The sequence below is a fragment of the Flavobacterium sp. B183 genome, from assembly GCF_023539155.1.
GTDB classification, from domain to species: Bacteria; Bacteroidota; Bacteroidia; order Flavobacteriales; family Flavobacteriaceae; genus Flavobacterium; species Flavobacterium tructae.
Genome location: NZ_CP097434.1, coordinates 687825 through 702962, shown reverse-complemented (window position 1 = coordinate 702962; position 15138 = coordinate 687825). Strand labels below are relative to the sequence as shown.

Annotated in this window: 14 protein-coding genes; 10 read left to right on the top strand and 4 right to left on the bottom strand. The window is 32.9% G+C overall.

All coding sequences use genetic code 11. From position 1 onward, the window contains the following. Positions 1 to 15: 15 nt before the first annotated feature. Positions 16 to 1308 (bottom strand): aminopeptidase P family protein, encoded by a 1293-nt coding sequence (locus M4I44_RS03230; protein ID WP_249966505.1) that lies wholly within the window; start codon positions 1306 to 1308, stop codon positions 16 to 18. 1160 nt (positions 1309 to 2468) lie between these two features. On the opposite strand from M4I44_RS03230, the gene M4I44_RS03225 reads away from it, so the two are divergent. Continuing rightward, positions 2469 to 3506: a hypothetical protein gene (locus M4I44_RS03225; protein WP_249966504.1), complete on the top strand. Its 1038-nt coding sequence runs from the start codon at positions 2469 to 2471 to the stop codon at positions 3504 to 3506. A 265-nt stretch (positions 3507 to 3771) separates the two neighbouring features. Here M4I44_RS03225 and M4I44_RS03220 read toward each other — a convergent pair whose 3' ends face one another. After that, a complete protein-coding gene (locus M4I44_RS03220) occupies positions 3772 to 4167 on the bottom strand; it encodes a helix-turn-helix domain-containing protein (protein WP_249966503.1) in 396 nt (131 codons plus the stop codon). A 301-nt stretch (positions 4168 to 4468) separates the two neighbouring features. On the opposite strand from M4I44_RS03220, the gene M4I44_RS03215 reads away from it, so the two are divergent. The 3 genes from M4I44_RS03215 (at position 4469) to M4I44_RS03205 (ending at position 7222) form a co-directional block, all read left to right on the top strand. Continuing rightward, positions 4469 to 5809: a polymer-forming cytoskeletal protein gene (locus M4I44_RS03215; protein ID WP_249966502.1), complete on the top strand. Its 1341-nt coding sequence runs from the start codon at positions 4469 to 4471 to the stop codon at positions 5807 to 5809. Then, complete coding sequence (locus tag M4I44_RS03210) at positions 5802 to 6665, top strand: hypothetical protein (RefSeq protein ID WP_249966501.1); 864 nt, start codon at positions 5802 to 5804, stop codon at positions 6663 to 6665. Before M4I44_RS03215 ends, M4I44_RS03210 begins: the two co-directional genes overlap by 8 nt. A 116-nt stretch (positions 6666 to 6781) precedes the next feature. Next, positions 6782 to 7222, top strand: coding sequence for a GNAT family N-acetyltransferase (locus M4I44_RS03205; RefSeq protein WP_249966500.1), 441 nt, complete (start codon positions 6782 to 6784; stop codon positions 7220 to 7222). An 82-nt stretch (positions 7223 to 7304) separates the two neighbouring features. Here M4I44_RS03205 and M4I44_RS03200 read toward each other — a convergent pair whose 3' ends face one another. Continuing rightward, entirely contained in the window at positions 7305 to 7487 is a 183-nt protein-coding gene (locus tag M4I44_RS03200; protein ID WP_017497699.1) for a hypothetical protein, read from the bottom strand. Between the two features lie 185 nt (positions 7488 to 7672). Here M4I44_RS03200 and M4I44_RS03195 point away from each other — a divergent pair, with 185 nt between their 5' ends. The 5 genes from M4I44_RS03195 to M4I44_RS03175 all read left to right on the top strand — a co-directional run bounded on the left by M4I44_RS03195 (position 7673) and on the right by M4I44_RS03175 (position 12526). Next, positions 7673 to 8413, top strand: a complete 741-nt coding sequence (locus M4I44_RS03195) for a LytTR family DNA-binding domain-containing protein (protein ID WP_249966499.1) — start codon at positions 7673 to 7675, stop codon at positions 8411 to 8413. A 173-nt stretch (positions 8414 to 8586) separates the two neighbouring features. Next, entirely contained in the window at positions 8587 to 9078 is a 492-nt protein-coding gene (locus M4I44_RS03190) for a hypothetical protein (protein ID WP_249966498.1), read from the top strand. Between the two features lie 71 nt (positions 9079 to 9149). Beyond that, complete coding sequence (locus tag M4I44_RS03185) at positions 9150 to 9521, top strand: hypothetical protein (protein WP_249966497.1); 372 nt, start codon at positions 9150 to 9152, stop codon at positions 9519 to 9521. 534 nt (positions 9522 to 10055) lie between these two features. Continuing rightward, entirely contained in the window at positions 10056 to 11174 is a 1119-nt protein-coding gene (locus M4I44_RS03180) for a hypothetical protein (RefSeq protein ID WP_249966496.1), read from the top strand. Then, entirely contained in the window at positions 11171 to 12526 is a 1356-nt protein-coding gene (locus M4I44_RS03175) for a hypothetical protein (RefSeq protein WP_249966495.1), read from the top strand. Before M4I44_RS03180 ends, M4I44_RS03175 begins: the two co-directional genes overlap by 4 nt. A 261-nt stretch (positions 12527 to 12787) precedes the next feature. On the opposite strand, the gene M4I44_RS03170 is transcribed toward M4I44_RS03175, so the two are convergent. Continuing rightward, complete coding sequence (locus tag M4I44_RS03170) at positions 12788 to 14149, bottom strand: hydroxymethylglutaryl-CoA synthase family protein (protein ID WP_249967405.1); 1362 nt, start codon at positions 14147 to 14149, stop codon at positions 12788 to 12790. Between the two features lie 321 nt (positions 14150 to 14470). Here M4I44_RS03170 and M4I44_RS03165 point away from each other — a divergent pair, with 321 nt between their 5' ends. After that, on the top strand, positions 14471 to 15136 hold the full coding sequence (locus M4I44_RS03165) for a succinate dehydrogenase cytochrome b subunit (RefSeq protein ID WP_017497708.1): 666 nt from the start codon (positions 14471 to 14473) through the stop codon (positions 15134 to 15136). Positions 15137 to 15138: the final 2 nt, after the last annotated feature.

The following is a 15138-nucleotide window of genomic DNA, read 5'->3' as shown; positions in this document are numbered from 1 at the left end:
AGGGCTTTTTTCTATTTATTCATTCATCAAGCTTTCAATCTCGTCAGCTTCAATCGGAATGTTGCGCATAAGGTTAAAAGGTTCTCCTTTTTCCTGAATTACTACGTTGTCTTCTAAACGAATTCCGAAACCTTCTGCCGGAATGTAAATTCCCGGTTCAACCGTAAAAACCATATTGGCTTTCATGGGTTCGTGAAGCAATCCGTAGTCGTGCGTGTCCAGCCCCATGTGGTGAGACGTTCCGTGCATGAAATATTTTTTGTAAGCCGGCCATTCCGGATTTTCGTTCTGAACATCGGCTTTGTCGATCAAACCTAAACCTAATAATTCAGAGGTCATCACTTTCCCTACTTCTACATGGTATTGTTTCCAAAGTGTTCCCGGAGTCAACATTTTTGTAGCTTCGTTTTTTACTCTTAAAACAGCATTGTAAACTGCTTTTTGTCTTTCGTTATATCTTCCCGAAACCGGAATTGTACGGGATAAATCGCTCGAGTAGTTGGCGTATTCGGCAGCAACATCCAATAAAATTAAATCTCCTTCTTTACATTGCTGGTTGTTTTCGATGTAATGCAAAACATTGGCATTGTTTCCCGAAGCAATAATCGGCGTGTAAGCAAAACCTTTAGAACGGTTACGGATAAATTCATGAATTAATTCGGCTTCAATTTCGTATTCGGTAACATTTGGTTTTACAAACGAAAGTAATCTGCGGAAACCTTTTTCGGTAATGTCACAGGCTTGTTGAATCAAATCAAGCTCTTCGCTTTCTTTTACAGAACGCAGACGTTGTAAAATCGGGTTGCTTTTGGCTACATTGTGTGCCGGATAATGTTCTTTCCACCATTTTACAAAACGAGCTTCACGGGTTTCTGTTTCAACAGTCGCACGGTAATGTTCGTTGGTATTAATGTACATCGTATCGGCGTACGTCATCATTTCGTTCAAAATCTTATGAAAATCCTGTAACCAATACACTGTTCTGATTCCTGAAACCTGAAAAGCACGTTCTTTAGTCAGTTTTTCACCTTCCCAGATTGCTATGTGTTCACTGGTTTCTTTCAGGAAAAGAATTTCTTTTTGGTGCTCGTAAGGCGCATTCGGAAACAAAAGCAAAATACTTTCTTCCTGATCTACACCGCTCAGATAAAAAATATCTCGGTGTTGTGCAAACGGTAAAGTACTGTCGGCACTAACCGGGTAAATGTCATTAGAATTAAAAACGGCAACTGAATTAGGTTTCATTTCTGCCGTGAATTTTTTGCGGTTTTTTACAAAAAGAGCGCTGTTTATTTGGTGATATTTCATAATAATTCGGTTTTTGAACTTCGAATTTCAAAATTACGTTTTTTCAGCAAACAGCATGAAATTGATTTCTTAAAGTTTTATTATTTGTTTTGTGTTCTCCTGAGCGGAGTTGAAGGATAACCGCAAAGGGCGCTAAGGTTTACGCAAAGTGTGCTGTTTTTTTTCTCGCAAAGTCGCAAAGCCGCAAAGTTTTATTTGTTTCTGTCTTCCTGAGTGAAGTCAAATGATCATCGTAAAGGGCGCAAAGGAAGTTGTAACAAATTTTTATTTTATTCTAATTTGTTTCAAAAGCTGTAACATTTTTTTTAAAATTTTAATTTTGTTTCAAAAAGTGTAACAAAATATTTTTAGTTCATTTTTTGTTACGAAAACTTTGAAATGCATAAAGACTCACTAAAACAAAAAGAGAGATCTTCGCAAGTAGCTCGACAAAGATTGATAGGTATAAGGTTTGTCATTCTGAGGAACGAAGAATTACACACGGAACTCGACAAAGATTGGCGGTTTTGTTTCACGCAGATTCTGCAGATTTTGCAGATTTTTTTTCTTTTTACAGTTAGCCTTAACCACAATCTTGTCATCTCGACGAAGGAGAGATCTTCGTAAGTAACTCGACAAAGATTGATAGGCGTAAGGTTTGTCATTCTGAAGAACGAAGAATCACATACGAAACTATACAAGGATTGGCGATTTTGTTTCACGCAGATTTCTCAGATTCTGCAGATTTTTTCTTTTTACAGTTTGCCTTAACCACAATCTTGTCATCTCGACGAAGGAGAGATCTTCGTAAGTAACTCGACAAAGATTGATAGGTATAAGGTTTGTCATTCTGAGGGACGAAGAATCACACTCGAAACTCGACAAAGATTAGCGGTTTTGTCTCACGCAGATTTTGCAGATTTTACAGATTTTTTCTTTTTTACAGTTTGCCTTAACCACAATCTTGTCATTCTGAGGAACGAAGAATCACACACGGAACTCGACAAAGATTGACGGTTTTGTTTCAAATAAATTTTATGGATTAACTTTTTTTGAATTTATCGAAATGTACAAATTGAAATACTATTTTAGCCAAAAAAATTAATAATGTAGGCAGATTCATTCAATTATTAAAATGTAGATTTATAATTGAAGAACTGTTTTGACAAATGAATATTTATATGAAGATTAAAGGCTTATTTACTTTTTTTACGCTGACTTTGTTTCAGTTTCTTAATGCGCAAACTTATGAATTGCATAACTCAATAAACTTTAGTGATGTTAATGACGGACGTAATGTCCCTGATGGGATTACCTGGTTTAAGCCTAGTCCTTTGAGTTATGGAATATACAGGACGACTGGGGTTTTTGAAGGACCAAATTACCAACAACTAAAATTAGCCTTTCTAACAGGTATTATTATTGATGGTGGATCTGAACATTCTAAAAGTGGAACAATTTTACAACCAAATAATGGAAAAGTTGGTATTGGGGTGGATACTCCGACAGCCAAACTTGAAGTACGAGGTAATTCTGCTGTGTATAGTGATTTTGCATCGTATTCCGGGACAACGGTTAATGGTTTCCTTCCTAATGGTAAGGAACCAACATTGGTAATTAGTGAAAAAATTTCTGGTGCATTTATTCCAGCCACTGGAGGACAAGTTACTTATAAAGGAGGACTAAGTTTTGGAAGAGGAGGTTCAGGGATTTATTCTGTAAATCCTAATCCTGCGGGGAGTAGTTTTTATGGAGACATTCGTTTTCATACTACAACATGGAATGGTTCAGATTTAAGTAATTATGATAGAATGGTTATTACGGGGGAAGGACTTGTTGGAATTGGGACAGTATCTCCACTTTACAAATTAGATGTTTGCGGTACAATTAGAGCACAAGAGGTAAAAGTTGATTTATCGGGAGGTTGTGATTTTGTTTTTGAAGATGATTACAAATTAATGGATTTGAATAAGTTGGAAGAGTTTGTAACTCGAAATAAACATCTTCCGGAAATTGCATCTGAAAAAGAGATGATTGCAAACGGACTTGAAATGAAAGAATTTCAAATGAAATTACTACAGAAAATCGAAGAACTTACTTTGTATACCATCGAACAAAATAAAAAACTTGAAATTCAAAATAAGAAAAGTGAAAAACAAGAGAAAGAATTGAAGTTAATGAAACAAAAAATAAAGAGACTGGAATCATCAAGAAAATAAATATTTTGATTTAACCGCAAAGTACGCTAAGGTTTACGCAAAGCACGGTAGTTTTTTCTTGCAAATTCACAAAGAGGCAATTAAGTGCAATCTTGTCATTCTGAGGAACGAAGAATCACACCCGAAACTCGACAAAGATTGGCAATTATTATTTCACGCAGATTTCATAGATTTTGCAGATTTTTCTTCGTTGAATAGAGTAACTTTTTTACACAAAAAAACCGAAGCTAATCCAGCTTCGGTTTTTTCATTTATAAATAAGTTTCTATTTCAACAGTTTCTCTAAAAGAGCCACTTTCTCCCTTTCCGCTTCAACCAATCTTTCGTAAAGTTTTTTATTCTCTTCAAAAGCCTCAAGGAGTTTATCCAACGGATTAAATGTACAACCATGATTAACGGAAATAGAACCATTATCGTAAGTATTTCCAATAATATTAAAAACAGCTTCTTCCGAAAAATTCCTGATTACATCGGCGGGTACGCCTAAAGCTTCGGCGATTGCTTTTAGCTTTTCGTCGTCAACGCTTTCGCTTCCTTCAATAATAGAGATAGATTGTTGGGTTGTACCGATTGCCTGTGCAAGAGCTTCCTGCTTCATATCTCTCAATTCTCTTATTCGGCTTATGTTTCGGCCGATATGTTTTGGTTTTGCTGTGCTCATAATTCAAAGATATTTAAAATTCTTTTACATTTTTGGTTTTGGTCGAAAACAAGTATTCACTTGTGAGATACATTTTGTAAATTGTTTTTCAATGTTATAAATATACAATTTTTCTTACTGTTTTTGATTCTGAAGAAATGCAATCCTTGTCATCTCGACGCAGGAGAGATCACATTAGAAATTCCGCAATCAAGGTCGCCAATCTTTGCCGATCAACGTGTGTGATTTCTCCTTCGTCGAAAGGACAATATTGCGTAATATTGTATAATCGAGTATAAATAATAGCCCAATAAAGTATAAAATGCATCACCCAGGTTTCAAATTAATTACAATCAAAGAAGTCAAATCGCAATATCCATTTTTAATCGATCGAGAAGGTTTCGATTATTTTGAGGAATGGGAAGAGGAGGATTTCTTTTTGATTGCATCCGAAAGTGTAAATTTTGAAGGAAACTTTTATTTCGATCTTTATGAAAATAAAGAGAAAAAATGGCTTGCCGGGGTATTAAATCTTCCCTTAAAAGAAATGGAAGGTCTTAGAATTGAGGGAGTCTTAATAAATGGAAATCTTTCTGTAAACGGAACAATTATAAATGCCGAAGGCGATTACGGACCTTATGTTTTTATTAAAGGAGATGTAAGTTGTCAAAGCATGTTGTTGGGAGGTTCGTATGTCGAAATTGAAGGCAACGTTACAGCCAAAGAGGTAGTAATGACTTCTTATAATCACGGTAATTTTAAATGTTCGGGCTGTATTGAAGCTCCGGTTTTTATAGTCGAAGATCATTATACCACAGTTACGGATCGTAAAAATGACTTGTTTTATTATAATGATAAAACAGACGACATGGATCCTGAAAATGAATGTGAATATGATGAGGACAGTGACGAGGAAGTTATTTCAATTGAATTGCGCAAGCATCTGGAGAACCCGCTTATAACAACTTTTGAAGAGCTGAAAAGAGAGTTGGAGGGAGGTGAGTTAGTTTTAAAAGGAAGTAATCCGTTGCTGAAAAATCAGGAATATTGGCAAAAGAGAGTTTCGTCAAATTACAGAGATTTAAAAATAGTTCCGCTTCAATTTAAGACGGTGGCATTGTGTGAGATGGCATTAAATATGACCCATCATGCGTTACCGTTTGTGGAAGAAGATTTTATTACGTCTGAAATTTGCGAGAAATTAGTGAGTAAGGATGGTTTTGCGCTACAGGTCATTCCTGATCCATTTATAACCGAAGAACTTTGCTGGAAAGCGGCTGAGAGCGGAACATTGGTTTCATTGATTCCGGAGCGTTTTTATTCGGAAGAATTAATTATTACGACTTTTAAAAAAGGTAAACACGAACCCAATATCAATGATGTTCCTGCGGAATTTATCACCGATAGTTTGCTCTCCGCATATGTGAAAATTGGCAAAGGCTTATGGCTAGACAAGATTTGCAAAGAAAACGGAAAGGATAAATTATCCATTTTAAAAAGTGTAATCGATTCAGGAATACAGCATCTTGACGCTATTTTTGGTAATCACTTTAGTAAAGAAGTTGTTGATTATGCAACTTCGGTTTATGATTATGAAATTTATAAAGAGGAATGGAATGCTTATGTTGTGAAATATAAGCAGAAATTTGAGCGAATTGGTTAAAAAAAAATCAAGAAAAATGTTTTACGGTCAGCCCGATATTGATACTAAAATAAGTTTATTTATAGTCGCTTTTCGTTTATTTGCTGTTTCGGCGATGATGTCAGTTGTCATTATCACCGTTTTAAAAAAATGGAAAGAAATAAGTTTTTTCGACATAATAAAGTCGAATCTTATTTTCTATGGAATATTTGTGTTATTGTGCTTAACTAGCTTTTTTCTGAACTTTTATATTTTGAGTTTTAGTCGAAAAAATGATTTCATTGAAAAAATGATTTTCATATTATTATTTTTAATTTTCTTTACTTTTCAAGCATATCTGTTTTTGAAATTCTGGAAAAAAAGGATTGTCGGCACATTCTTAAAAAGATATACTGTTTTGACGATAGGGTTCTATTTTTTCTCTTTAGGGTATATTATTGTAAGTTATTTTCCATCAGATGCATGGGATAAACATTTGTTATTTTCTACAAAGTATTTTTTTCAGCCTAATGTTAAAGAAGTTCTGTTACTTGATAATTCAAAACTACAAATAGACTCTGCAATCACAGTTATTGATTCTTTTAGTAACAGGAGAAGTTATAGAGAAGAAATTTTGTTTACTATTTATTTCAATTCTCATTATAAAGAAGAGGTTCCATTTTCTTTTAAGCTTTTAGATAGTTTGAATTCTACTGGAGGAACATCTAATGAAGTAAAATTTAAAGATCTTTATTTGAAGAAGCTAAATGATTCGATTGGAGTTGTAGTTGAACAAGTTGATTTTGCAAATAAGATAGGTTGGGATAGTCCAAGAAAAACGGATACTATTGAGTTTGTAAAAAAGAATATACAAAAAATTAATAGACAGGATTTGTAAATAGTTTTAGGAATAAGAGTCTGTTATAAGTATTCGTAAAGTAAGTAAATATTTTAAAGTCTAACAGAGTTTGGTGTATGTGAAAGAACTTATTTTTAATAGAAGAGTAGAAAATTATGGGGAATCTAAATATTAAAATCAGAAAAGTAGAAAAACAGGATTTAGATTTTGTTTACCAAGCTATAAACGAGCTTGAAAACGAAGTTTTAGATTTTGAAGTGTTTAGCCAAATATTTGATGAAAACATTTCAAATCCTAAAAATCTCTATCTAATTGCCGAAAGCGAAATAGAAGGTTTAGGATTTATTAGCTTTCACACCCAAAATCTTTTGCATCATTGCGGTTTGGTGGGTGAAATTCAGGAGTTTTTTATTCATCAAAATTATCGCGGGAAAGGCATTGGAAGGCAATTAATAAATGAGATTTTGCAATATGCCGATCGGAATAATTTGAAAAGTATTGAAGTTACGACCAATAAAAGACGGGTTGAAAACGTGTTGATTTACGAAAATCTTGGTTTTGGTTTAACGCACAATAAGTTTACGATTTATAAGTAAGCATTTTGGCGATGAAAAAGACAGAGTATAAAAAAACTGCTATTTTGTTGATAGCAGTTTTACTAAATTGAGGAGTATGTTGTTAAGATAGTCCGTATTCCATGCAAGTACTGTTTGATGCTGTTTTATATAAATACCAGCCACATGAGTTTTGTCCAATAGGAGTAACTTGTTCACCGTTGCATAAAGGATATGCTATACATTTTCCGGTACCGGCATTAATGGATTTTAATTCTTCTTTGGTTAATTTTTGGAAATTTTTCATAAATGGTTTTTTTGTTTTTTTGATTTTCCTACTCTATAAGTTTTTCGGATACCACTTTGATAAAAATATGAATTATTTTTAAATAAATACTTACAAAGGAAAGTTTTCGATTCGGAGTGATTTTTACTTGATGAAAGTTGGGTAAAAGTTTAATATTGTAAATTAATAATTTGCCTAAAGAAAAAATGCAGCAATTAAATACGTCCATAAAACATCATTTGATAGTTGGCGCACTAATTAGTGTTTGGCTGTTTGTTTTTGCTTTCATCATCAGACCATTTGACGACGGTACGATAAATTTTAAATCATGGCTTTTAATTAGTTTAGGTTTTAGTGCTTTGGCATTTTTATGTTATTCAATTGTTGGATTTATTCAAAAGAGTATTTACAAGAAGATATCCAAATGGAGCGTTAGTTTAGAAATCGCAAGTATAGTTTTCTTTTATTTGATTTATCTTTTTGGAACTTACACCTATTATAAAAGTCCAATTTTAAACGGAGGATATAATTTTGCAGCATTTTTCTCGATTATTTTTATCAAAGTCGCCCTGATTTTAACTCCTGTAATTGTTTTGGCAAGACGTTATTTGCTTAAACTGATTCCGATAAAAGAGGATTTTTTGGTTATTAAAGGAGAAAACAAATTAGATGTTTTAAAAATCAAAAAAGCAGATTTGGTTTGTATTTCAAATGCACAAAATTATGTCGAGATCTTTTATTTGGAAAACAATCAGCTTCGTACAAAATTGATTCGTTCTTCACTCAAAAAAGTACAGGAAGATTTTGATTTTTTGCTTCAAATTCATCGTTCGCATTTAATAAATCCATTGCATTTTAAATCCTGGAGGAATTCAAATACAATCATTCTTACTCAAATAGAACTTCCGGTATCTAAAAATTATAAAGCAAGTCTTTTGACTTTGTAGTTTTGTACCTAAAACAGTAAGTTTTGTACCAAAGCCAATAAAAATGGGATTTGAGAGGATTTAAAAAAATAGTTTTGCTTCATCAATTTTAAAAATAAATTATGAAAACAAAACACATTTGCCTGCTAGGATTGCTATTTTTTCTTGTGAGTTATCTTTTCTTTTCTAAAATTTTGCCAGACTTTCAAAAACCAATCGATTTTGCGCATTGGTTTAATTTAGTTGGCGCCTGTTTGTTGTTGTCATTTAATGATGTGTTTCCGAAAAGCAAGCTAAATTCAATTGCATCAGTATTAACCACTTTTGGTGTTATTGCCCACATTGGTCTTTGTACGATTGATTTTATAATGTGGAGTTTCGGGAATAACGATATTGCCAGAGAGGCATTGAGCAAGCAGATTAGTGATACACCATCTATTCTTTATCCTTTTGTGATTGTTGGGCCCTCTTTGCTTTTTGTTGGTTTGGCAGTTCATGCATTTACTTTTATAAAAACGGAAACTGTAAAATCTTTGATGGTAATTGTTGGTTCGGTTGCTGTGGGATTTTCATTTTTTGCTTTGAAAAATGGCGTTTTAATGCTTTTGAGTTGTTTGGTTTTTGTTTTAGGATTAGGGTTGCTGCTTTTTCAGAATGAAAGTAAAGATTTTACTGAGGAAAAATAGTCGTTCAAAACTGAAATTTCTGTGTTAATTTGTATTTTTGAAAGCTAATTCGGAATCCAAATTTAAATCAATTGAAAAAACATCTAAAATATCTCATCGCACTCTTTCTGACTTTTGTCGTGATTGCAGGTGACGGTACTTTATGTGCTCCATCAAAATCGGCCGAGTATTACCAGTCTTCCTTTGTGGTTTCAAGAACAGAATTGGATCTTAAGAATTTTCGTTCCTACCAATTTGGACGAATTACTTCTCGCGTTAAATCGGTTTTTTCGATTGTTTTGGATTTTTTGAGTGTTGAAAATGTTCTTAGTTTTCAAAATAAGATCGTTTTCAAACTGCAGCAAAAGCTTCATCAAAATCTAACTTCATTTATAAAACAGTCCGTTTTTGTAAATGAAATGATGACTTCGGGCAACTTCAGAGGAAGTTTAGACATTATTTAAGGAATTTATTTTCTGAGTTTTTATGCTGATTAAGGCGTTAAACGACTCAAAATGTCTAATCATTTATTATTTACCAAATGTATAAACCTAATAAAACACGTTTAGAGCCATCTAAGCGACTACTTCTTTATGGGGTAAAGAGAAAACTAATTTTAATAATGACCGCTTTCATGCTCGGAATGGCAAACGGAATGCATAGCGAAGATTGTCAACTAAAAGGCAATCAGAATTATACGGAACAGCATAAGAAGGATTGATTGTTGACTTTTTATTTTTAACTTAAAATACCGTGTGTTTTCTTGGAAAAAAATAAAAAAACACACGGTAAATGTTAATTTTTTTAATAGTTTTGGGCAAATTCCTACACAATTTTTAACTCCGTTTATGAATAAAAAGACCAAGTTTTTTAAAAACGTATTATTACTTCAGTTTATCCCCGTTTTTTTATTAGGTGTTTTTATACTCTCTAATCCGAAAAGTCAAAAAGTAATCAGAATTAGAGAAATTCATCCTTATGAGTTTAATTATGGTGAATTGCTGCCTTTAATTTCTTTTGCTGTCTGCTGTATCGTTGCCCTTTTTACTTTGTTTCCAAAAACTCCAAAAACTTCAGAAGATGATGAAGAAATTGTAAAAAGAAAGCGTAAACAGAACTTTTGGAAATTTGCTTTCTATTGCAACGTTTTTTTATTGTTGGTCATTGGTATATTTTCAGTATTGGTTTTTCAAAAGGATGCTTTAATTATAGATCAGCCGGTTCATTTTTATGCAATTATATTTTCTAGATTCCTGCTTGTTATTGTAATTAGTTTGGTTGTTGCCTCTTTTTTATTAGCGGCTGGTATTTATTGGAAAACAAATAAATCATTAGCTACGGCTATTTTGGTATTTAGTTTCTTAATTCTAACCGTTTCGAGTGTTTTTGAATTGGCATTTGTTTCAGTATTTATAGAAAATTCAGAAAGACATTTTATTGCTAAAGGACAAAAACAAACAGGAAATCAAGAAGAAGTTTATGAAGATTATGGCGAGAGCGACGAAGGTGACGACGAAAGCGAAGACACTGCAGTTTTGTTGTATGATTCATGGATTTCTTTAATTGAGAATTGGGGCGGAACAAAAGGAGAGCATAATTTTTTTGGTGTTAGACAATCGATAGATTATAGTATGCAAAATCATATTGCAGAAAATGAAAATTATTATCTCGTACAATTCATTGATAGTTTAAGAAATAAGCCAGATAAGCTTTATTCTGAATTTGAAATGTATAAACGAGTATTTTATAGTGCTGTATCGGATGAAACTTATCAAGAAGCTAATTTTGATAAAATAGTAAACGGATTATTATTAGCCTATGAGGATATTGGAAGTCAAAAAGATAAATTGATTGAAATATATCGAGTTATGGGAACTGAGCAAAAAAATGGTCCGTATCAAGAAGAATATTTTTTAAAATTTGAAAGCTATTTTTCTCAGGAAACCATTCAAAAGATTAAAGATTTAAAAACTTCTGCAGATCAAGATGATTATACTAAAGCAGATTTGATGTGGTTCTATGGTTTTTGGGTCAGAAGAAATAATGAAGGGAATTTAAAAGAAGTAGCCTTGATTTTAAAAGAAATAAAAGAACATTATGAAAATTCTGAAGAATGATAAAATCTTATAAAATAATTTTAATCGTTCAGTTTTTTGTACTTATCGCATTAGGTTTTACCTTTTCTAGGGTAGAGTATGGGGAGTTTTTTTCTATAATTACAAAAATTCCATTATTCTTAATTGGCTTTTTTCCTCTTATTTTATTGGGAGTTTCTATTCTAGTACAGCGATTAGTAATAACAGTTATTTATTCGGACTTATCAAAAAATCATTCTGAAAAAGAAGGTGAAGATAAATTTTGGACCATTTCTTTTTTTACCTATGTAATTTTTGCGAGTTTTATGTTTTTAACTTCTCTCATTTGTATTGCTTTAAGTTTCAGAAGTGCAGCAGAAGAGTATAAAGTTTTTATTTTAAAGCTCTGTATTTTCGTAGTTCTTTTAATGGTAGTAAGCTTAATTATTGGTCTTTTTTTTAAGGTAAAAGAAAAGGTTAATGAAGTAAGTAAAATGCTTAGTTCTTTAATGGTTTTTCTTTCGCTAATTCTTTTTGGAGGAGCTTTCTTTATTGGGGTTGGAAGCATGGCTACTCCGGAATGCTATTTAAATGTAATGTTTGACGCTATAAAAGTAATGCCGTTAGTAGATGAAAGACTGGCTTTAGTTGATAGCAGTACTGTAGAGGAAACTGAAGTAATTGGAAATGGAGTGAAATATGTAGAGGATTATTATGGTTTTATAGATATGAATACCTCTAATGTAAAATCTACTGGATTTTTGAGGAATCGATATGATGAAGAATATAGCGATTCTAGAATAAGTAACGAGATAAAATTTTTCTTCAGAGATTTTTTGTATTTAAGGAAAAATCAGTCTTTAACAGGTTATAGAAATGAAACTAAAATTGGGTTGCATATTGATGAATATGTATATGAAACTAAGCTTCTCACGGATAAGTTAAGAGAGAATCCTGATGAACTTAGAGATGCATATGAAAGTTATAGACCGATTTTGTTTGCGCTCTTATCAAGAAATATATACAACGATTCAAATCTAGATTTACTTATAGAGGTCTTGATTTCGAGCAGAGATGATATTTCTCGTGCTGAAAATGAAAATAAGGGTGAAATTGAAGTAATAGATATGATTTATAAAACAATGATTTATGGTGCTGAAAAAGAGTTTCCAAATCATCATTTTAATGAAATCAGCCCTTTTGTTTCAAAAAAAACGTGGGGTTTGATTACTAGAAATTCTAAGCAAAATACAAAAACTGACTACAAAAATAAAGCGACAGCAGTTTGGATTTACAGCTTTTGGGCAAGAAGAAGTCAGGAAGGAAACATGGATGTCGTTTATGCGATATTGAAAGATGTTAAACAGCATTATCAAGTTTTTGATTCTCAATGATTTTTATAAAAGACTGCTCCACGTAGTTAAAAAGGTTTCTGTAGCTTTTGACAAAGTTTTTAGCGCAATCTTGTCATTTCGACCGAAAGGAGAAATCTTCGCGAGTAATTCTACAAAGATTGGTAACATTCTAATCGCAGCTATTTGCGAAGATTTCTCCCTCGTCGAAATGAGAAACTATCTGTATAAAACCAAAAAACCGAAGCAAACTGCTTCGGTTTTTTTATTGGAATTTGGAATTTAAAAAGTTTGGAATTTTACTTAATCTATCCATTTATAATATCTCGCCCCAATCAAAACAGGGATCTCTTTTTCGATTCGGTCTAGAATCCATTCGTTTTTTGGAGTTCTGACGCTTTGTTTTTGTTCTTTTTTATGAAGGCCTTCGTAAGTGTTGAAATCAATTTCTGTGCTTTCTTCCAGATTTTCAAAAAGCTTCACATTTTCCAGTGCAGCTTTCCATTCCGGCTGGATTGTACCTTCAAAAACTTTTGATTTTGATCCGCTTCCGTAAGCTAAGAATCCAAATTGAGTTCCGGCGATTTCTTTATTGGTGTCATAAAAATGAGCCAAAGTCGATAACAATCCCATGAAAATAGAACCCGTATAAAGATTACCAATTAAAGACGAAGCCAATTCAGCAGGTTGTAATTTCTCGGTTACAAAATTTCTATATTCTTCAGATTTTGCGACTTCCTTAATTTTAAGCTGATAATCTGCAGACTCAATGTTTTCTGAAATGATTTTTTCGGCACTGTCTAAAGCGTAGATTTCAGATAACATACGTCGCCCCTGAAAAGAATAGGGAAGGTGCATGATGATGCTGTTCCAGGAATTGTATAAAGTTTCTGTAGTATTTTTTAGTTTCTTGAAGGAGAAATAAGCATTACGGGTACGATCCATATAACATTGGTTAGAGTACTGACCGTCGAAAACCGGTTGGTCTTTATGGATTTCTATTTCGGCTTCTAAATTATCAAACCAGAGATCGTTGTTGGTGTTTTTGGTGATTTCTTCTTTAGAGAGGGTTCGATATGGTTTAAAGAAGTCAAAAACTCCTTTTGTGCTGGTTGCCCAGTTTTCGTCAAAAGCGATAATTCTGGGGTTAGAAGTCACTAACATTGCAACTGCTCCGGCACCCTGGGTATATTCTCCGGTAGAGTTTAAATCATATTTGGCAAAATCAGTTGTTACGACAATTGCTTTTTTGGCGGGATTCAATTTTACGAAGTCAATACAGTTTTGCAAAGCGTCAACACCACCAATACAGGCAAAAGTAAAATCGACTACATCACATTCCGCCAAAGTATCTTCTCCAAATTTTTGCTCCATCAAACTAATTAAAAAAGAACTGATCGGTTTAGAACTGTCGATACTACTTTCGGTTCCAACATAGATCCTGCTAATTTCGTTTAAGTTGATATTGTGATCCAGAATAAGTTTCGTTAAAGCATTGGCTCCAAAAACTACCGGATCCTGATGAACATCGGGTAAAGTCATTTTAATTAGTCCAAGGCCTTTTTCTAATTTTTCGGGTTCAATATTTCTGGCAGTCGCCAAAGTTTTTATAGGTAAATGTATGTTGGCTACATCAAAAGAAATAGCGTCAATTCCAGTTTTCATTGTCATTTTTTTTGAAGCCGATAAAGGTAAAATTATGCTCTTAAAATTCCCTTGTTTTCATTCAATAAAATTCGGGCTCGCTTTACTTTTGAGGAAAACAGAGCAAAAAGGGGTGAAAAATAACAATTTGGTAATTATATAAAAACTAGGAATTCGTTAAAATCACTTGCGAAAAATTTCTATTTTCTTGTTTTTAAATAATTTGCAATAATATCACCGAAAGCTCTTTAAAATCATTATAAATAACAACGAAATGGTTGTAGTTCATGTCTAATTGCTTTATTTTTGTCTAATTTTTTAAAACAAACTACTTTAACACTTATGGCACAATCTGCACTATTGAATGCTTCCATCTTAAAGAAAGTGGCTATGGCTCTTTCGGGAATATTCTTAATCACGTTTTTAGCGCTGCATGTTTCCTTAAATTTTATTTCTATTATTAGTGAAGATGTTTTTAACGAAGCTTCTCACTTTATGGGATACAATCCGCTGATTCAATATGTAATGCAACCTGTTTTGGCAATCGGAGTAATTTTCCATTTCGTAATGGGATTTGTATTGACTGCTCAGAATAGCGCAGCAAGACCAATTGCTTATGCAAAATACAACGGAGCTGCTAATGCTTCTTGGACTTCGAGAAACATGATTATCTCAGGCTTAGTTATTTTGGCTTTCTTAGGATTGCATTTCTATGATTTTTGGTTTCCTGAAGTTACTTACAAATATATTGCAGGTACAGCACCGGACGCGACAAGATATTATGGAGAGCTAGTGCATAAGTTTCATGATCCAATCCGCACAGGTATTTACTGTATCTCATTTGTGTTGTTAGGATTTCACCTTTGGCACGGATTCAGTTCATCTCTTCAATCCGTTGGGATGCACAATAAGTATTCTCGATTCTTAAGTAAAGTTGGTTATGGATTTGCGGTTGTAGTACCGGCACTTTTCGTTATCATCGCATTATTTCATCATTTCAATAATTAATA

What these genes read in the sequence shown, in the direction of transcription:
- M4I44_RS03230 (WP_249966505.1), bottom strand. Translation starts at nt 1,308, where the DNA reads ATGAAATATCACCAAATAAACAGCGCTCTTTTTGTAAAAAACCGCAAA.
- M4I44_RS03225 (WP_249966504.1), top strand. Translation starts at nt 2,469, where the DNA reads ATGAAGATTAAAGGCTTATTTACTTTTTTTACGCTGACTTTGTTTCAG.
- M4I44_RS03220 (WP_249966503.1), bottom strand. Translation starts at nt 4,167, where the DNA reads ATGAGCACAGCAAAACCAAAACATATCGGCCGAAACATAAGCCGAATA.
- M4I44_RS03215 (WP_249966502.1), top strand. Translation starts at nt 4,469, where the DNA reads ATGCATCACCCAGGTTTCAAATTAATTACAATCAAAGAAGTCAAATCG.
- M4I44_RS03205 (WP_249966500.1), top strand. Translation starts at nt 6,782, where the DNA reads ATGGGGAATCTAAATATTAAAATCAGAAAAGTAGAAAAACAGGATTTA.
- M4I44_RS03200 (WP_017497699.1), bottom strand. Translation starts at nt 7,487, where the DNA reads ATGAAAAATTTCCAAAAATTAACCAAAGAAGAATTAAAATCCATTAAT.
- M4I44_RS03195 (WP_249966499.1), top strand. Translation starts at nt 7,673, where the DNA reads ATGCAGCAATTAAATACGTCCATAAAACATCATTTGATAGTTGGCGCA.
- M4I44_RS03175 (WP_249966495.1), top strand. Translation starts at nt 11,171, where the DNA reads ATGATAAAATCTTATAAAATAATTTTAATCGTTCAGTTTTTTGTACTT.
- M4I44_RS03170 (WP_249967405.1), bottom strand. Translation starts at nt 14,149, where the DNA reads ATGAAAACTGGAATTGACGCTATTTCTTTTGATGTAGCCAACATACAT.
- M4I44_RS03165 (WP_017497708.1), top strand. Translation starts at nt 14,471, where the DNA reads ATGGCACAATCTGCACTATTGAATGCTTCCATCTTAAAGAAAGTGGCT.